We start from the raw sequence: 16,714 nt of genomic DNA, 5'->3' as shown, positions 1-16,714 counted from the left end.
GTCGGCCGGGCCGAGGAGCGGCCGACGGGGCGGCCGCCCGTCGGGCCGGGGCTCAGGCCTGGTCGGCCTTGGCCCTCTTCGCCTTCTTGGCGGTGCCGCCGCCGGAGACGATCAGCGCCGCGGCGATCGCGAGCAGCCAGGTGTCCTTCGCGACGGCGGTGCCCTCCTGGGTGGGGCGCACGCCGTCCTCCTCGGTCATGCCGGGAGTGCGCAGGTACATCGAGACCAGCGAGCCGGAGAAGCCGGCGAGCGCCAGGCCCGCGACCTTCGAGGGGACGAAGGGCAGAAGCAGCGAGGTGCCCACGGCGATCTCGCCGTAACTGAGGAACTTCGCGAACTGCTCGGGGGTGAGCTTGCCGAGCACCGGCACGCCCTGGGCGGCCATGCCGCGCAGGTGCTCCGCGGTGCCGGCGTCCATGCCGAGCTTGCCGATGCCGGAGTTGAGGATGAACGCGCCGGGGACGGCGCGGAGGATGGCGGTGCTGAGGCTCATGGGGACTCCCGGTTCAGATCGTTGCACTTTCAACCACATAGTACGCGCCCGGAGGGGTGCCTGTCGAGAGGGTACGGCGAGGACGCGGCCCACGCGAGGGTCGACGGGGCCCGCGCGGACTCGGACAGCCGAGATGCGTCCACCGCTCGGCGTGCCGCGGCCGACCGACCGGCAGACCGTTCTCAGACCCGGGCGAGGATCTCGCCGTGCAGCAGGCTGAACCAGCCGTCAGGATCCTCCGACCAGGTGCGGAAGGCCGCGGCGATCTCCTCCCGCTCGGCGGCGTCGGCCCAGCCCTCGCGCTCGAGCTGGTCGGCGAAGGGCGCGGAGGTGATCCGGCCCGACCAGGTGTCCGCCCAGGCCGCACGGCTCTCGGGCGTGGCGTGCAGCCAGGTGGAGCTGCCGGGGACGACGTCCTCGAACCCCGCCTCGTGCGCCCAGGCGAGCAGGCGTCGGCCCGCGTCGGGGGTGCCGCCGTTGGCGCGTGCGGCGCGGAGGTAGAGCTCGAGCCAGCGGTCGAAGGCGGGCGTCTCCGGCCACCAGCGGAAGCCCTCGTAGTCGCTGTCCCGCACCGCGACCAGCCCGCCGGGGCTCGCGATGCGCCGCATCTCGGCGAGGACCTGCACCGGCGCGTGGACGTGCTGGAGCACCTGATGGGCGTGGACCACGTCGAAGGCGTCGGCCTCGAACGGCGTCGCGTGCGCATCGCCGACCAGCACTCGCACCCCCTCGAGCCCCTGGCGGGCGAGCTCGGCGCGAGTGAGCGCCGCGGACTCCTCCGCCACCTCGAGCGCCGTGACGTTCTCGGGGCCGACGATCCTCGCGAGGTCCGCGGTGATCGTGCCGGCGCCGCTGCCCACGTCCAGCAGGCGCTGCCCGGGGCGAAGGTGCGGCAGGAGATGCGCGGCGGAGTTCGCGGCGGTGCGGGCGCGGTGGCTGCCGAGCACCGCGTCGCCGTAGCCGTGGGTGTACGGGTTCCGATCGCTCATGGGACGACGGTACGTCCGCCGGCACGGGGAGGCCCAGCCGGATCACGGCGCAGGACGGGGTCGTCCTGCACGGGCGCCCTGGACGGCCTGCCCGGCAGGCGCGGCCCTCAGCGGAGCGGGCCTGCTCAGAGTGGAGGAGCTCCCCCGTCGGCGAGGTGCTGAAGCAGTGCCGCGACCGCCGCGGAGCGCGTCCGCTCGTTCACCCGGAAGGAGATGTCCTTCCCCTGATGGAGTCGTACCCGGATCCGTCCCGACAGCAGCCTGGCCTCGAGCTCGGCGCCGGCGATCTGGGCGGCGGGCACCTCTCGCTGGATCTTCCAGCGCTTCCAGGGAAGATCCTTCGTCACGAGCACCCGACGGTCGGTGACGATCAGCAGCGGGAAGGTGTCATCGCTCTGGCCGCCCACCGCGACGTCGTAGACGGTCTCGTCGGCAGCGAGGATCCGCTCGGGAAGGTCGATGTCGTGCAGGCCGCCGCCGATCCCGGCATTGCGCGCCATCGCTGCGCGATAGGTCTGCGCGCTGCGCGTCGACCCGGACTGAGCCCACTGCTGCGCCATCACCGCGTCGTACTCGTCGCCGTGCTCGTCCATCAGCTGTCGCTGCAGCTCGGCGGCCTGCTTCAGGGTGTCGCGTCGTCCTCGCGCCATGGCACCCACCCTAGCGGCCTCGTCCGTGCACAGCGCTCGCCTCGTCGTAGCCGCTCCGCGGCGCCGCATGGGGAGTCCTCCCCATCGCCTTCTCCGTCGGCCGCCTCTAGGGTGACGGTGGTCGCGCGCCCGAGGGGCGTCCGCGGCCTGCTGTCGGGGTGCAGGAGCGATGAGGGGACGATCATGACGGGATTCCAGGGGGCGGACACCGACCAGCTGCGCGACCACGGACGGCTCCTGCGCGACCGTGCGCAGACGCTGACCGAGCTCCGCGAACGGCTCGAGCCCCTCGTGCTCGACGAGAGCGCCTGGCGCGGCCCCGACGCCGACGCGTTCCGCGCGAGCTGGTCCTCCCGCACCGCTCCCCTGTTCTCCTCGGTCGACGAGGACGCACGACGCCGTTCGGACGAGCTCGAGCAGCACGCCGACGAGCAGGACCAGGCCTCCGGCGAGGACGGCGGATCGTCAGGATCCGGCTCCGGCGGTGAGGAGTCCCCTTCGCTGTGGGATCGGATCCTGGGCGGCCTCGACGTCTACAACACGCTCCAGAACGCCTTCGCCAAGGCCAAGAAGGTCTGGGACACGGTGACGGATGTCCGCACGATGACCCGCTTCCTCAACGGTGCCGACAACATCGTCGAGCTGCTCGGCGGCACGTGGATGTACGGCAAGAAGATGACCGAGGCGGCCTTCGCCACCTCGAAGGAGTACAGCGGCCTCGCCGCCAAGCTGCTGGGCAAGCTCGGTGTGCCCACCGGCTTCGGGACCAAGAAGTTCTTCGGCTGGGTCGACGACGTCGCCGGATGGGCCGGCGAGACGATGCCCTTCCTCTCCAAGGCCGCCCCCTGGGTCGGCAAGGCCCTGCCCGCCCTCGACGTCGGCTTCGGACTGAAGCAGATGGTCGACGGGATCAACAGCGGCGACACCTACTCGGCCATCACCGGCGGAGCGAACGCCCTGGGCGGCGGGCTCATGCTCGCCGGGGGCGCGCTGTCGACCACCGGCGTCGGCGCGGTCGTCGGCGGGCCGATGGTTGCCGCCGGCGCGGTCATCTCCGGCGGGGCCGCGCTGGCCGACGTCGGCAAGATGGTCTACGACAACTGGCCCGCCATCACCGAGACCGCATCGAACGCCTGGGACTCGGTGAGCTCCGGCTGGGACGGCCTGACCGGCGCTCTCGGCTTCTGAGAACCTGGCCCCGATCCCGTCTCCGACCGAGACCCGACCCAGCCCCCGAGGGAGCCCGCCCATGAGCGAGACCGCACCACCCACCACCGAGCCCACCCTCACCGAGCGGGACATGCTCGGCGCGATGGAGGTGCTCTCGACCACCTCTGACGAGGCGGCAGTGCTCGTCGTCCTCACGGACGAGGAGATCATGGCGCTGGACGGAGCCTCGTCGCTCGAACTGCTCGGCAGCCCGTACCTCTCGCAGGAGGCCATCGAGACGGAGAGCGCCGCCGCCTCCGCGCTGCGCTCGCTGGTCGCGCGGGACCTCGTGCGCCCCGGCAGCGAAGGGCGCGAGGAAGAGGGCGAGGTGGTCGCCGGCTCCGGCGATCCCGCCCGGCGGCCCGTCCAGCTCGATCGCCGCCTCGCCGGCGTGATCGCGCTGCGCAGGATCCCCGAGGCGATGGTGACCGCCCAGCGGACCCTCGCCGGAGGCACCACGACCCTCGCCCACTACTTCTTCCCCCGCGACGGGGTGCTCGAGGAGTACGTGACGATCGACGGCTTCCACCACTTCGCCGTGCCCGCCCTGCCCTCGGTCGCCGAGCGGCTCCGTGCCTTCGTCGACCCCTTCGAGGCCGCAGGCGAGGACGGCGAGCCGGTCGCCATGTCGCTGCAGGACGCGGTCGCCTCCCTCGAGGGCGAGGACACCCGGTCGCTCTCCGTGGTCACCACCATCGCCGAAGGGCAGGGGCGCCGCGCGACGGTCTCCGCCGACTCGGGTTCGGTGCGGGTCCTGGACAACGGCCCGCTCGAGCAGGAGGCCGAGCCGACCGACGAGGTCCATGTCTCCGCCGTCTCTTCGGAGCGGCTGCGGGAGGTGCTGGACCTGATGCTGCCCCGCGAGGTCGAGGACCCGTCGGCCGCAGACGGCGAGAGCTGACCGAGGATCTGCCCGACCGGAATGCCGCCCGGGAGGCGTCGCCGTCGGCCCCGCGGGCTGCCCGTCGGCCCCGTTGACGGACCCACCGTCAGGCCGTCGTCACGCCCCGCCGCTCCCGCACGTAGCGGCCGATCACCAGCGCGAGCCCGACCACGACGCCGATCGCCGTCTCCAGAACGCGGGCCTCGAGCATCGGGCCGGCGGGCTGGGGGTGGCCGAGCTGCACCATCAGCAGCGCGAGCGGCGTGATGAACAGCAATGCGATCGAGTAGTTGCGCAGGATGAACATCTCGGCGAGGAACTGCAGCAGCACCACCCACACCACCAGCTGCCAGGGCTCGGCCGGGAAGGACAGCAGGAACGCGGTCGCGCCCACACCGAGGATCGTGCCGACGAGGCGATGGACGCCCTTCTCGATCCGTGCCCCGTGGCCCGGCGAGGCCAGCGGCGCGACGGCCGCCACCTGGGCCCAGTACGGGAACGGGAGTCCGGAGGCGAGGCCGATCGCGCCCGCGACCAGCGCGGCGACGAAGTAGCGGGTGAACTCGGCGCCGAGCTCGGCGCGGGTGACGTCCTCGTGGTCGCGGCCGAGCACCACGTCCGGATGGCGCTCCCCCGCCCAGTGCCCCAGCAGTCCCAGCAGCACGCACAGGGCGACGACGGAGGCCGCGATCAGCCCCGCCGTCCAGAACGGGGCGACCGACGGCGCGGAGGCGACCGCCGCGGTCGCGAAGACGGGGAAGATCGCCCCGCCCGGCTTCAGCCCGCGCGAGGTCACGTAGGTCGCCGAACCCCCTGCGACCAGCGCGCCGACGAGGATCACGACCCAGGAGGAGAGCGTCTCGGGCGTCCTCGGCGCCAGCTGGGCGACGGCCGCGCCGATCGTCACGCAGACGGTGAGCATGGCGCCGGCCAGCAGCTGGCGGCGGAAGCGCGCCCGGGTCGGCTCATAGCGGGAGTAGATGCCGGTGAACGCCCCGAAGCCCACGTACATCGCGAACTCGATGCGGTCGGTGAGCAGCAGCACCGCCATCGGGATCGCGAGGCCCACCGCGATGCGGAAGGCGGGGATGTGGTCGACGCGGGCGGGGGCGATCGTGAGCAGTCCGCGCACTCGCGCGAGGGGGGACGCGGTCCGGGGCACGCGGCTCCTTCCGGGAGAGGGGCGCGACGGCGGTCGCGACGCATGGGGAGGAGGCACGACCGGTGTCGTCGTCGAACTGGGGCCCGGCCGGGGCGGGCGGCGACGGAGCGCGCGGGCCGGGGCGGGGGAGGTCGGGCTCAGGGTATCGCCGCCCGGCGTCGGCCGCCATGAGGTGGAGCATCCCGCGGAGCTGTGACATGGGAGACTCTGCCCATGTCCACTTCACCCGCCGCGCCCGAGGGCGCCCGCACCGCGCCGCTCGTCGAGACCACGGGCATCGAGATCATCGCCGAGTCGGAGCGGACCGCACGGCCCCGCGACCTGTTCTGGCCGTGGTTCGCCGCGAACGTGTCCGTGTTCGGGATGAGCTACGGCTCCTACCTGCTCGGCTTCGGCATCAGCTTCTGGCAGGCGACGATCGTCGCGGTCATCGGCATCGTCCTCAGCTTCGCGCTGTGCGGGCTGGTCGCGATCGCGGGCAAGCGCGGCTCCGCGCCGACCATGGTGCTCTCCCGCGCGGCCTTCGGCGTGCACGGCCAGAAGGTGCCGGGCATCATCTCGTGGCTGACCTCGATCGGCTGGGAGACCTCGCTGGCGATCTCCGCGGTGCTCGCCACGGCCACGGTCTTCGAGATCCTCGGGATCGGGGCGGGCAGCGCCGTCACCGTCATCGCGGCGCTCGCGATCGCGGCCCTGATCGTCGGCGCCTCCGTGCTCGGCTATCACACGATCATGAAGCTGCAGTCGATCCTGACCTGGGCGACCGGCGCGATGACGATCGTCTTCATGGTCCTCACGATCCCCCACATCGACCTCGCCGCGGTGATGAGCGCCCCGTCGGGCCCGCCGCAGGCGATGATCGGGGCGCTGGTGATGGTGATGACCGGCTTCGGCCTGGGCTGGATCAACATCTCCGCGGACTGGTCCCGCTACCAGAAGCGCTCGGCGTCCGACGGGTCCATCATCCTGTGGAACACGCTCGGCGGCGCGGCCGCCCCGGTGGTGCTGGTGATCTTCGGGCTGCTGCTGGCCGGCTCCGACCCCGCGCTGAACACGGCGATCGAGTCCGACCCGATCGGTGCGCTGATCACGATCCTGCCGCTGTGGGCGCTGGTGCCCTTCTGGATCGTCGCGGTGCTGACCCTGGTCTCCGGCGCGGTGCTCGGCATCTACTCCTCGGGCCTGACCCTGATCAGCCTCGGTATCCGGATCCCCCGCCCCGCCGCCGCCGCGGTCGACGGCGTGATCCTCACGGCCGGCACGATCTGGGTGGCGTTCTTCGCGCAGAACTTCATCGGCCCCTTCCAGAGCTTCCTGATCACCCTCGGCGTCCCGATCGCCGCCTGGGCCGGGATCCTCATCGCCGACGTGCTCTCCCGCCGCGCCGACTACGACGAGCTGGCCCTGTTCGACCCGAAGGGCCACTACGGCTCGGTCGACTGGATCTCCGTGGGCACCATGGCCGTCGCCTCCGTGATCGGCTGGGGCCTGGTGGTGAACTCCTTCGCGGAGGACGCCCCGTGGAACAACTGGCAGGGCTACCTGCTCGAGCCGCTGGGCCTGGGCACCTTCGTGGAGGACCCGGCCGGCGCCTACTGGGACGGGAACTGGGCCTACGCGAACATCGGCGTGCTGTTCGCCCTGGTGTTCGGCTTCGCGGTGACCTGGTTCGCGCGCCGCCCGCGGATCCGCGCGCAGGAGCGGACGGCGTGAACGCTCCGCGACTGCTGATCGTCGACCCGCAGCGGATCTTCGCCGATCCCGGCTCGGACTGGGCCTCCCCGTTCTGGGGCGAGGCCTGGAAGCGGATCCGCGAGCTCGCCGCGCACGTCGGCCCCGAGCGCACGCTGGTCAGCCGCTGGCTGCCGACGGCGGACCGCACCACCTCCTGGGGCGAGTACTTCCGTGCCTGGTCCTTCGCGGACGTGCCTGCCACGGATCCGCTGTACGACCTGGTCGACGGCGCGGCGGAGCTCACCGCCCACCCCACGATCGACGAGCCGACCTTCGGCAAGTGGGGGCCGCAGCTGCGCGCGAGCCTCGGCGAGGCCGCGACGGCTGCGCCGCTGCTGATCGCCGGGGTCTCCACCGACTGCTGCGTGATCGCGACCGTGCTCGCCGCCGCCGACGCGGGCGCGCGCCTGACGGTCGTGACCGACGCCTGCGCCGCCTCGGACGAGGCGAACGGGGCGGCGGCCCTGCACACGATGAGCCTGTTCGGCCCGCAGGTCACGCTCGCCGGCACCGCCGAGGTCCTCGCGGGCGCCGAAGAGCCGGGCTGATCGCCGGCCCCGCGACCGACTCACCGCGCAGCGGCACCGCCCTGCTCACCGGCGTCGGCCGACGTCGCGGGATCGGCGCCGCGATCGCGCGCGGCCTCGCCGAGGACGGCTGCGACCTCGCGCTCTCCTTCCACGGCGAGTACGACCGGCGCGTGCTCGGCGAGGACGCCGACGTCGAGCTGCTGGCCGAGGAGCTGCGCGGCCTGGGCCGGCGGGTCGTGCTGCTGCCCGGCGACCTCGCCGATCCCGCCGTCCCGGAGCGACTCGTCCACGAGGCCCGCGAGACGCTCGGACCGCTCGGCGCGCTGGTGATGAGCCACTGCGAGTCGGTGGACTCCTCGATCCTGGACACGACGGTGGAGAGCTTCGACCGGCACTACGCGGTCAACGTGCGGGCCAGCTGGCTGCTGCTCCGCGCCTTCGCCGAGCAGGTCCCCGTCGGCCCCGACTCCCTCGGCGGCGCGGTGATCGCCCTGACCAGCGACCACACCGCCCACAACCTGCCCTACGGGGCGACGAAGGGGGCGCTGGACCGCCTGGTGCTGGCCGGCACCCACGAGCTCGCCGACCGCGGCATCCGCACCAACGTGATCAACCCCGGCCCGATCGACACCGGCTGGATGGACGACGAGATCCGCGCCGCCGGCGCGGCGCAGACGCCCGGCGGCGAGCTCGGCGCGCCGGGCACCGTCGCGGACCTGGTGCGCTTCCTGCTGTCCCCGCAGGGCGGGTGGATCCGCGGTCAGCTGCTGCTGTCCAACGGTGGCTTCGCGACGCCCGCGGTCTGACCGCCGCCGGCGCCGCACCCGCCCTGCTCGCTCCGCACCCGCACGGCCCCGCAGCGCCAGCAGGGCACCGCCGCGTCCTGCGCCCCCTCCCCCTCCGGCACGGCCCCGCACTCCGGGCACACCTGACCGAGCCAGCAGGCGTCGTCCCCCGCCGGCTCCTCGCTCACCGGCACGATCCGCTCCACGGCACAGCCCTCCCCGACCACCGGATCGTCATGGGCGGCGGCAGAAGGTGCCCCGCCCCCAGCAGGGGCGGGGGCGCGAGCCGCCCCGGCGGGATCACTTCGGGGTGATCTCCTCGCCCTCCTTCTTCCGGGCGGCCACGAGCGAGGCGATGATCGCCACGCCCATCGCGACCACGATGAAGCTCAGCGAGAGCCAGATCGGCACCTCGGGGATCTTCGCGAGGGTGTCGAAGCCGGGGATGAAGCCCAGCGGCGCCTCGTGGATCGCGTGGATCAGCAGCTTCACGCCGATGAAGCCGAGGATCGCGGCGATGCCGTAGTGCAGGTAGGCCAGGCGGTCCAGCATGCCGCCGAGCAGGAAGTACAGCTGGCGCAGGCCCATCAGCGCGAAGATGTTCGCGGTGAACACCAGGAACGGGTTGCGGGTCACGCCGAAGATCGCGGGGATCGAGTCCAGCGCGAACATGACGTCGGTGATGCCGAGGGTGATGAACACCAGCAGCATCGGGGTGAACACCTTCTTGCCGTCCACGACGGTGCGGATCTTGTTGCCGTCGTACTCCTCGGAGACCGGGATGACCCGGCGCACCAGGCGCATGATCGGCGACTCCGCGTCGTCGTCCTCGTCGCCGAAGGCCTGCTTCCAGGCCGTGTACAGCAGGAACAGGCCGAAGAGGTAGAAGACGCCGACGAAGTGCTCGATGATCACGGAGCCCGCGAGGATGAACAGGCCGCGCGCGATGAGCGCGATGATGATGCCCACCATCAGCGCTTCCTGCTGATACTTCCGCGGGACCCCGAACTTCGCCATGATCAGGATGAAGACGAAGAGGTTGTCGATGCTCAGCGAGTACTCGAGCAGCCAGCCGGTGAGGAACTCCGAGGACGGCTTCGAGCCGCCCACGAAGAAGAGCACCACCGCGAAGACGAGCGCGAGGCCGACGTAGAAGCCGATCCAGCCTGCGCACTCCTTCATCGAGGGCAGGTGGGGCCGCTTGATCACGAGCAGGAGGTCGGCGAGCAGGATCGCGCAGAGCACGACCAGCGCGACGATCTCGAAGCCGAGGTGCAGTTCTCCCATGGGACTTCTTTCAGGGGGCGCCGGAGGCAGGGATCCGGGCGGTGGACGGGGAAAGGGCGACCGTCCCCGGCTCCCATGGGGGCCGGAGGGCGTGCCTCAGGCTACCGCTCCCCCGCCTGCTGCGACCGCTCCGGCCGGGGTGAAGATCGTCATCGCAGGTCGCCGACGACGCCCTCCACCGCGGCGAGCAGCGTCCCGTCGGCCAGACGCGCCTCCGTCTCGGCGATGTCGGGGGCGAGGAAGCGGTCCGGGCCGGGCCCCTCGACGCTCTCCCGCAGCACCGCGATCGCGGCGGCGCTGCCGGCCGACGGGCTCAGCGGCGCCCGCAGGTCGATCGCGCGGGCGGCGGTGAGCAGCTCGATCGCGAGGACCCGGCGGAGGTTCTCGACGGAGGTGCGGAGCTTGCGGGCGGCGTGCCAGCCCATCGAGACGTGGTCCTCCTGCATGGCGGAGGAGGGGATCGAGTCCACGCTGGCCGGCACCGCGAGGCGCTTCATCTCGGAGACGAGGCCGGCCTGGGTGTACTGGGCGATCATGAAGCCGGAGTCCACGCCGGGGTCGTCGGCGAGGAAGGGCGGCAGTCCGTGGGAGCGGGACTTGTCGAGCATCCGGTCGGTGCGACGCTCCGCGATCGAGGCGAGGTCCGCGGAGACGACGGCGAGGAAGTCCAGCACGTACGCGACCGGCGCGCCGTGGAAGTTGCCGTTGGAGGTGACGGTGCCGTCCTCGAGCACGACGGGGTTGTCGATCGCAGAGGCGAGCTCGCGCTCGGCGACGGTGCGAGCGTGCTCGATCGTGTCGCGGACGCCGCCGGCGACCTGCGGGGCGCAGCGCAGCGAGTACGCGTCCTGGACACGGGATCCCTCGGCGGCGACGTCGGCGATGATCCCGGAGCCCTCGAGCAGGGCGAGGATGTTCGCGGCCGACGCCTCCTGGCCCGGGTGGGGGCGCAGCGGGGCGTGCAGCTCGGGGTGGAAGACCGTGTCGCGGCCGCGCAGGGCCTGCACGGACAGGGCCGTGGTGACGTCGGCCGTGCGCACCAGCTCATCGAGGTCGGCCAGGGCCATCAGCAGCATGCCGAGCATGCCGTCGGTGCCGTTGATCAACGCGAGGCCCTCCTTCTCCTCGAGCAGCACCGGCTCGATCCCCGCCTCGGCCAGCAGCTCGGGCACGGGCCGCTCCACGCCCTCGCGGTCGCGGGCGCGCCCCTCCCCCATCAGCACGATCGCGCAGTGGGAGAGCGGGGCGAGGTCGCCCGAGCAGCCGAGGGAGCCGTACTCGTGGACGATCGGGGTGATGCGGGCGTTCAGCAGCGCGAGCATCGTCTCGACGACGACGGGGCGCACGCCGGTGCGGCCGGAGGCGAGGGTGCGGGCGCGCAGCAGCATCAGGGCGCGCACCACCTCGGTCTCGACCTCGGGGCCGGCGCCCGCGGCGTGGGAGCGGATCAGGGAGCGCTGCAGGGCGTGGCGCATCGAGGGCGGGATGGACGTGTCGGCCAGCGCCCCGAAGCCGGTGGAGACGCCGTAGACAGGGGTCTCGCCGGCGGCGAGCGCGTCGATGTGGGCTCGGACGGAGGCGACCTGCTCGCGGGCGGCGGGGTCGAGCTCGACGCGGGCCCCGCGGCGGGCGACGGCGAGCACGTCGGCGGCGGTGATGCCGGCGGTGGTGAGGGTGACGGTGTCGGTCATGGGGTGTCCTTTCGGTGACGGGACGTGGCGGCGTGTCAGGCGATCCGCTCCCCGCGACGGCGCACCTGATGGGTCAGCGGCATGCCGGGGCGGTAGGCGAGGTGGATCGCGGCAGGGGCGTCGAGCACGTGCAGGTCGGCGCGGGCGCCGGTCCCGAGGTGGCCGACGTCGCTGCGGCGCAGGGCGAGGGCCCCGCCGCGGGTCGCGGCGCGCACGGCCTCGGCGAGGGAGAGGTGCATCTGCAGCACGGCGGTCGCGACGCAGAAGCTCATCGCGCTGGTATAGCTGGTGCCGGGGTTGCAGTTCGAGGCGATCGCGAGGGCGGCGCCGGCGTCGAGCAGCTCCCGGGCGGGGGCGAGCGGGGCGCGGGTGGAGAGGTCGCAGGCGGGCAGCACGGTCGCGACCGTCGGCCCGGCGTCCACGGCGAGGAGGCCGGGGGCGTCCCCATCGGCCGTGGGCCGGGAGGCGGTTGCGGCGAGCGCCTCGACGTCCTCCGCGGCGAGGTGGTTGAGATGGTCGACGCTCGCCGCGCCCAGCTCCGCGGCGAGCGCGACCCCGCCGCTGCGACCCAGCTGGTTGCCGTGGACCCGCAGGCCGAGGCCCGCTGCGGCGCCGGCGCGCAGCATCCGCTCGGACTGGGCGGGGTCGAAGGCCCCCTCCTCGCAGAACACGTCGATCCAGCGCACGTGCTCCGCGACCGCCTCGAGCATCTCCCCCGCGACGAGGTCGACGTACGCCTCCGCCCCGGGTCGGCCGTCCTTCCCGTCGTACTCGGAGGGGACGAGGTGCGCGCCGAGGAAGGTGACCTCGTCGAGCTCCCCGTCGGCCGCGAGGGCGGCGAGGAGGCGGGCGGCCCGGGCCTCGTCGGCGACGGTGAGGCCGTAGCCGGTCTTGGTCTCCAGCAAGGTGGTGCCGCCGGCGGCGGCCTCCGCGAGCCGGGCCCGGACGAGGGTGCGCAGGCGCTCGTCGGACGCCTCCCGGGTCGCCGAGGTGGTCACGCCGATGCCGCCTGCGGCATAGGCCTGCCCCGCCATCCGAGCCTCGAACTCGGCGGCGCGGTCGCCGTCGAAGACGAGGTGGGAGTGGGAGTCGACCCAGCCGGGCAGCACGGCCCGACCGCCCAGGTCCTCGCGCTGATCGGCCGACGGGGCCTGCGAGGCGGGGCCGGTCCAGTCCACGCGCCCGTCCTCGATCACGAGGGCGGCCTCCCGCAGCACCTGCTCCTCGGTGACCTGCCCGGGGCGGGTGGGATCATCGAGGGCGGGGTCGAGGGTCCACAGCTCGGAGATGCCGGTGAGCAGGGTCGAGGTCATGGCGTGCCTCCTCAGTCCCGGCGCACCGGGGTCATCGGGATGCGGACCCCGCGCTCCTGGGCGACGTGATCGGCGCGGGAGTAGCCGGCGTCGACGTGGCGGATCACGCCCATGGCGGGGTCGTTGGTGAGCAGGCGCTCGAGCTTGCGGCGGGCGAGCTCGGTGCCGTCGGCGACGCCGACCTGGCCGGCGTGGATCGAGCGGCCGATGCCGACGCCGCCGCCGTGGTGGATCGAGACCCAGGTGGCGCCGGAGCTGGTGGCGGTCAGGGCGTTCAGCAGCGGCCAGTCGGCGATCGCGTCGGAGCCGTCGAGCATCGACTCGGTCTCCCGGTAGGGGGAGGCGACGGATCCGGAGTCGAGGTGGTCGCGGCCGATGACGATCGGGGCCTTGACCTTCCCGTCGCGCACGAGGTCGTTGAAGAGCATCCCGGCCTTGTGCCGCTCGCCGTAGCCGAGCCAGCAGATGCGGGCGGGCAGGCCCTCGAACTCGACGAACTCGTCGGCGGCGTCGAGCCAGCGGTGCAGGTGCTCGTTCTCGGGGAACAGCTCCTTCAGCGCAGCGTCGGTGACCTTGATGTCCTCGGGGTCGCCGGACAGCGCCACCCAGCGGAACGGGCCGAGGCCCTCGCAGAACAGGGGCCGGATGTAGGCGGGGACGAAGCCGGGGAACTCGAAGGCGCGGTCGTAGCCGGCATGGCGCGCCTCGTCGCGGATCGAGTTGCCGTAGTCGAACACCTCGGCGCCCTCGTCCTGGAACTCGACCATGGCCTGGACCTGGCGGGCCATCGCCTCGCGGGCCTTCTTGGTGAAGCCCTCCTCGTCGGCGGCGGCCTCGCGCTGCCAGTCCTCGACGGCGACCTCGGTGGGCAGGTAGCTCAGCGGGTCGTGGGCGGAGGTCTGGTCGGTGACCACGTCGATCTGCAGGTCTCCGGCCCGATGCCGCTCGAGCAGGGCGGGGAAGACGTCGGCCGCGTTGCCGACGATGCCGATGGACAGGCCCCGCTTCTCGGCCTTCGCCGCGTTCGCGCGGGCGATCGCGTCGTCGAGGTCGTCGGCGATCTCGTGGCAGTAGCGCTTGGCGACGCGGCGCTCGAGGCGGGTGCGGTCCACGTCCACGATCAGGCAGACGCCGTCGTTGAGGGTGACGGCCAGCGGCTGCGCGCCGCCCATGCCGCCGCAGCCGCCGGTGAGGGTGATGGCGCCGGCCAGCGTGCCGCCGAAGCGCTTCCGGGCCACGGCCGCGAAGGTCTCGAAGGTGCCCTGGAGGATGCCCTGGGTGGCGATGTAGATCCAGGACCCGGCGGTCATCTGGCCGTACATCATCAGGCCCTCGGCCTCGAGCCGGCGGAACTCGGGCCAGGTCGCCCAGTCGCCGACGAGGTTGGAGTTCGCCAGCAGCACGCGCGGCGCCCACTCGTTGGTGCGCAGCACGCCGACGGGCTTGCCGGACTGGACCAGCAGGGTCTCGTCGTCCTCGAGGTCCTTGAGGGTCTCGACGATCGCGTCGAAGGCCTCCCAGGAGCGGGCGGCGCGGCCGGTGCCGCCGTAGACGACGAGGTCGTCGGGCCGCTCGGCGACCTCGGGGTCGAGGTTGTTCATGAGCATGCGCAGCGGCGCCTCGGTCTGCCAGGACCTGGCGGTGAGGTCGGTACCGCGGTCGGCGCGGACGGGGCGGGCTCCGGGGAGGGACATCTTCGGCTCCTGGGTCGAGGGCGGTGCGCGGGGGCGGGACTGCTCGAGGTCCCCTCAGGACACCACCGCGTCCCGCTCGGGTCGAGAGTCGCAGAGGGAGTCCCGTCCGGTATACCGGACGTTGCGGGTCTGTTCCTCGGCCCCGGGCCGCCGTGGACCGGGTTCGCTGCCGAGCCGCCCGGTCACCTGCCGGTCCGGGGAGCCCCCGTCATCTCCGCCCGCCCGCCGAGTCGGCGCGTGATCTCCTCCGCGCCGCTCCTCACGGCGGCGGCGAGGCGCTCGCGCTCGGCGGGGCCGACGCGCGCCTCGACGAAGGTGAGCGCCACGGCGGCAGCGGGCCACCCGGCGTGGTCCCGCACGACGGAGGCGACCGAGCCCATCTCGTCACTGACCTCCCCGGACTCCCTCGCGACCCCCTCGGCGCGCACGGCCGTCAGCAGCTCCCTCAGCTCCTTCGGGGTGGCGGGGCCGGGTGCGTCGGTGCGGGCGGCGAAGTCGGCGGCGGTGCCGTAGAGGGCACGAAGCTGGGGTGCGGGCAGATGGGCGAGGATCGCGCGGCCGCTCGCCGTGAGATGGGCGGGGATCCGCACGCCGACGTCGGTGACGAGGCTCGGCCGGTTCCGGGCGCGCTCCTCGACCACGTAGAGCACGTCGCGGCCGTGCAGCACCGCGAGATGGCCGCTCTCCCCCACCGCGTCGACCATCTGCTCGACGACCCGCCGGCCGATCCGGGCCAGCGGCTCCTGACGCAGGTAGGCGCCCGAGAGCTCATGGGCCGACGGGCCCAGGCCGTACAGCCGCTCCTGCTCCAGGTGCATCACGTACCCGTGCTCGACGAGCGTCGCCAGCAGGTCGTAGGTGCGTGAGCGCGGCAGCTCCAGCTCCTCGGCGATCCGCGCGGCGGCGACGGGTGCGCGGCGCGAGGCGAGGAAGGTCAGCAGGCGCAGCGTCGCGTCGGCCGCCGGGACTTTCGGGGTGGGCATGGGCGAAGCATGCCACCGACCGGCGCGTGCGTCAGGGCCGGGGCCGGCTGCACGGCCGGCTGACGGGGTCGGCGCTCAGCGGCTCGGGGCCTGTTTCTCCGCGCTCTTCCCCTCGGCCGACCGCGCGCGCTGCGCCTCCTTCTCGGCCCGCACCAGCTCCCAGGTGCGCACGAGCCGCGGCAGGGTGATGATCACGAGACCCCCGGCGATGTTCAGCGGGATCACCCAGGCGCACCAGCCCAGCCACTGGAGATAGGTGGTCTCGGCGCCGGCGTGCATGGCCGCGAAGATCACCGCGGAGCTCAGCGCGCCGTGGAACATGCCCAGCCCCACCACCAGCAGCCCGGAGATGAGAGAGTTCGCGAGGGTCGCGATGCCGTCGCTGGAGCCCTGGCTCATCCTCGTCACCAGCGTGATCGTGAAGCCGGCGAGGATCGCGAGGGAGGCCGTCTCGAGTGTGAGGCCGGGCTCCATGTACTGCGCGGTCGACTCCAGCAGCACGTCCTCGAAGCGAGGGAACGCCGCGACGACCAGCCAGGCCAGCGCCCAGCCGCCGGCGAGGTTGGTCACCAGCGTCACGACCCACAGCCGCAGCAGCTGCCACCAGGTGCCGTGCCCGGCCACGATGGCGTTGATCGGGACCAGGAACTCCTCGGTGAACAGCTCCGAGTGCGCCAGCCGCAGCGCGTACAGCCCCACGCCGAAGGCGAGTCCGCCCAGCAGCTTCGAGCCGGTCGCGTCCATCACCGCGAGCATCGCCAACAGGCCCAGCCCGACGTCGATGCCGCCGAAGAGCCCCGTGACCGCGAGCGCTCGCCAGGTGCGGTTCAACCGGTTCGCGCCCTCGGTGACGGTGTTCTCGAACTCCTGGACGAGCGCGTCCTCGACCGCGTGGTCGCTCGCGCCGAGGCGTCGGCGCTCCTCGGTCTCGTCCTGGCGGTCGCTGCGTGCCATTGGGGCTCCTCGTCGTAGGTCCCGTGCTCCGGCACGGTGCCATGATGGAGCGAACCTACCCCTTGGAGAGCCGACGAGGAGCCCTCGATGACGACCTCTTCCACCCCCGCGTCCGTGTGGACGGGCCGGCACGACGGCGACGGCCCGGAGCATGCCCGCTGGCATCAGGCGGTGCGGGTCGTGGAGACGGGAACGGCCGACGGCGCGCCGGGTTCGGCGGATGCGCCCGGCGCCGGCTCCCCGGACCCGGCCGCGGATCACGTGGCGCTGCTCGGATTCCGCTCCGACGAGGGGGTGCGGCGCAACCGCGGTCGCGTCGGCGCGGCCGACGGTCCCGCGGCCCTGCGCCGCGCGCTC

At 73.1% G+C, this 16,714-nt stretch carries 15 protein-coding genes and 1 pseudogene; 6 read left to right on the top strand and 10 right to left on the bottom strand.

All coding sequences use genetic code 11. From position 1 onward, the window contains the following. Positions 1-52: 52 nt before the first annotated feature. The 3 genes from HMPREF3159_RS12445 to HMPREF3159_RS12435 all read right to left on the bottom strand — a co-directional run bounded on the left by HMPREF3159_RS12445 (position 53) and on the right by HMPREF3159_RS12435 (position 2,132). Entirely contained in the window at positions 53-493 is a 441-nt protein-coding gene (locus HMPREF3159_RS12445) for a hypothetical protein (protein ID WP_070501309.1), read from the bottom strand. Between the two features lie 182 nt (positions 494-675). After that, complete coding sequence (locus HMPREF3159_RS12440; RefSeq protein WP_070501308.1) at positions 676-1,482, bottom strand: methyltransferase domain-containing protein; 807 nt, start codon at positions 1,480-1,482, stop codon at positions 676-678. Between the two features lie 125 nt (positions 1,483-1,607). After that, positions 1,608-2,132 (bottom strand): PH domain-containing protein, encoded by a 525-nt coding sequence (locus HMPREF3159_RS12435; protein ID WP_070501306.1) that lies wholly within the window; start codon positions 2,130-2,132, stop codon positions 1,608-1,610. A gap of 183 nt (positions 2,133-2,315) precedes the next feature. Here HMPREF3159_RS12435 and HMPREF3159_RS12430 point away from each other — a divergent pair, with 183 nt between their 5' ends. Both HMPREF3159_RS12430 and HMPREF3159_RS12425 read left to right on the top strand, forming a co-directional pair. Further along, positions 2,316-3,320 carry a hypothetical protein gene (locus HMPREF3159_RS12430; protein WP_070501304.1) on the top strand — a complete coding sequence of 335 codons (1,005 nt, stop codon included), beginning with the start codon at positions 2,316-2,318 and terminating at the stop codon, positions 3,318-3,320. A 61-nt stretch (positions 3,321-3,381) separates the two neighbouring features. Beyond that, the gene (locus HMPREF3159_RS12425; RefSeq protein WP_070501302.1) at positions 3,382-4,242 is read left to right on the top strand and encodes a hypothetical protein; all 861 of its coding nucleotides are present in this window, start codon (positions 3,382-3,384) and stop codon (positions 4,240-4,242) included. A gap of 88 nt (positions 4,243-4,330) precedes the next feature. On the opposite strand, the gene HMPREF3159_RS12420 is transcribed toward HMPREF3159_RS12425, so the two are convergent. Continuing rightward, positions 4,331-5,386 (bottom strand): FUSC family protein, encoded by a 1,056-nt coding sequence (locus tag HMPREF3159_RS12420; RefSeq protein WP_070501301.1) that lies wholly within the window; start codon positions 5,384-5,386, stop codon positions 4,331-4,333. Between the two features lie 213 nt (positions 5,387-5,599). Between HMPREF3159_RS12420 and HMPREF3159_RS12415 the strand changes: the two genes are divergently transcribed. From HMPREF3159_RS12415 to HMPREF3159_RS12405, 3 genes are read left to right on the top strand one after another with little or no spacing between them, the layout of a single operon-like run. After that, the gene (locus HMPREF3159_RS12415; protein ID WP_070501299.1) at positions 5,600-7,099 is read left to right on the top strand and encodes a purine-cytosine permease family protein; all 1,500 of its coding nucleotides are present in this window, start codon (positions 5,600-5,602) and stop codon (positions 7,097-7,099) included. Next, the gene (locus HMPREF3159_RS12410; RefSeq protein ID WP_070501297.1) at positions 7,096-7,668 is read left to right on the top strand and encodes a cysteine hydrolase family protein; all 573 of its coding nucleotides are present in this window, start codon (positions 7,096-7,098) and stop codon (positions 7,666-7,668) included. The genes HMPREF3159_RS12415 and HMPREF3159_RS12410 overlap by 4 nt, the downstream gene beginning before the upstream one ends. Continuing rightward, positions 7,665-8,456, top strand: a complete 792-nt coding sequence (locus HMPREF3159_RS12405) for an SDR family oxidoreductase (RefSeq protein ID WP_371441710.1) — start codon at positions 7,665-7,667, stop codon at positions 8,454-8,456. The genes HMPREF3159_RS12410 and HMPREF3159_RS12405 overlap by 4 nt, the downstream gene beginning before the upstream one ends. A gap of 279 nt (positions 8,457-8,735) precedes the next feature. Here the strand turns inward: HMPREF3159_RS12405 and HMPREF3159_RS12395 are convergent, their stop codons facing one another. The 6 genes from HMPREF3159_RS12395 to HMPREF3159_RS12370 form a co-directional block, all read right to left on the bottom strand. Further along, a complete protein-coding gene (locus HMPREF3159_RS12395) occupies positions 8,736-9,722 on the bottom strand; it encodes a TerC family protein (protein WP_070501293.1) in 987 nt (328 codons plus the stop codon). Positions 9,723-9,871: 149 nt separating this feature from the next. Further along, entirely contained in the window at positions 9,872-11,413 is a 1,542-nt protein-coding gene (hutH, locus tag HMPREF3159_RS12390) for a histidine ammonia-lyase (protein WP_070501291.1), read from the bottom strand. Positions 11,414-11,448: 35 nt separating this feature from the next. Next, the gene (hutI, locus tag HMPREF3159_RS12385) at positions 11,449-12,726 is read right to left on the bottom strand and encodes an imidazolonepropionase (RefSeq protein WP_083305938.1); all 1,278 of its coding nucleotides are present in this window, start codon (positions 12,724-12,726) and stop codon (positions 11,449-11,451) included. Positions 12,727-12,737: 11 nt separating this feature from the next. Next, a complete protein-coding gene (gene hutU, locus HMPREF3159_RS12380) occupies positions 12,738-14,420 on the bottom strand; it encodes a urocanate hydratase (RefSeq protein WP_070501289.1) in 1,683 nt (560 codons plus the stop codon). Positions 14,421-14,602: 182 nt separating this feature from the next. Next, entirely contained in the window at positions 14,603-15,403 is an 801-nt protein-coding gene (locus tag HMPREF3159_RS12375; protein WP_070501288.1) for an IclR family transcriptional regulator, read from the bottom strand. A 75-nt stretch (positions 15,404-15,478) separates the two neighbouring features. Next, the gene (locus HMPREF3159_RS12370) at positions 15,479-16,357 is read right to left on the bottom strand and encodes a formate/nitrite transporter family protein (RefSeq protein ID WP_070501287.1); all 879 of its coding nucleotides are present in this window, start codon (positions 16,355-16,357) and stop codon (positions 15,479-15,481) included. Between the two features lie 87 nt (positions 16,358-16,444). On the opposite strand from HMPREF3159_RS12370, the pseudogene HMPREF3159_RS12365 reads away from it, so the two are divergent. Next, positions 16,445-16,714, top strand: a pseudogene (locus HMPREF3159_RS12365) (formimidoylglutamase); the annotation flags it as partial.

Origin of the sequence: Brachybacterium sp. HMSC06H03, from assembly GCF_001807385.1 — a bacterium.
Classification (GTDB): Bacteria; Actinomycetota; Actinomycetes; order Actinomycetales; family Dermabacteraceae; genus Brachybacterium; species Brachybacterium conglomeratum.
Note: the sequence above shows the minus strand (reverse complement) of the source record. Positions and strands in the feature narration are given on the sequence as shown.

Coding starts and splice junctions, on each gene's coding strand:
- HMPREF3159_RS12445 (WP_070501309.1), bottom strand. CDS start 493: ATGAGCCTCAGCACCGCCATCCTCCGCGCCGTCCCCGGCGCGTTCATC.
- HMPREF3159_RS12440 (WP_070501308.1), bottom strand. CDS start 1,482: ATGAGCGATCGGAACCCGTACACCCACGGCTACGGCGACGCGGTGCTC.
- HMPREF3159_RS12435 (WP_070501306.1), bottom strand. CDS start 2,132: ATGGCGCGAGGACGACGCGACACCCTGAAGCAGGCCGCCGAGCTGCAG.
- HMPREF3159_RS12430 (WP_070501304.1), top strand. CDS start 2,316: ATGACGGGATTCCAGGGGGCGGACACCGACCAGCTGCGCGACCACGGA.
- HMPREF3159_RS12425 (WP_070501302.1), top strand. CDS start 3,382: ATGAGCGAGACCGCACCACCCACCACCGAGCCCACCCTCACCGAGCGG.
- HMPREF3159_RS12415 (WP_070501299.1), top strand. CDS start 5,600: ATGTCCACTTCACCCGCCGCGCCCGAGGGCGCCCGCACCGCGCCGCTC.
- HMPREF3159_RS12395 (WP_070501293.1), bottom strand. CDS start 9,722: ATGGGAGAACTGCACCTCGGCTTCGAGATCGTCGCGCTGGTCGTGCTC.
- hutH (WP_070501291.1), bottom strand. CDS start 11,413: ATGACCGACACCGTCACCCTCACCACCGCCGGCATCACCGCCGCCGAC.
- hutI (WP_083305938.1), bottom strand. CDS start 12,726: ATGACCTCGACCCTGCTCACCGGCATCTCCGAGCTGTGGACCCTCGAC.
- hutU (WP_070501289.1), bottom strand. CDS start 14,420: ATGTCCCTCCCCGGAGCCCGCCCCGTCCGCGCCGACCGCGGTACCGAC.
- HMPREF3159_RS12375 (WP_070501288.1), bottom strand. CDS start 15,403: ATGCCCACCCCGAAAGTCCCGGCGGCCGACGCGACGCTGCGCCTGCTG.
- HMPREF3159_RS12370 (WP_070501287.1), bottom strand. CDS start 16,357: ATGGCACGCAGCGACCGCCAGGACGAGACCGAGGAGCGCCGACGCCTC.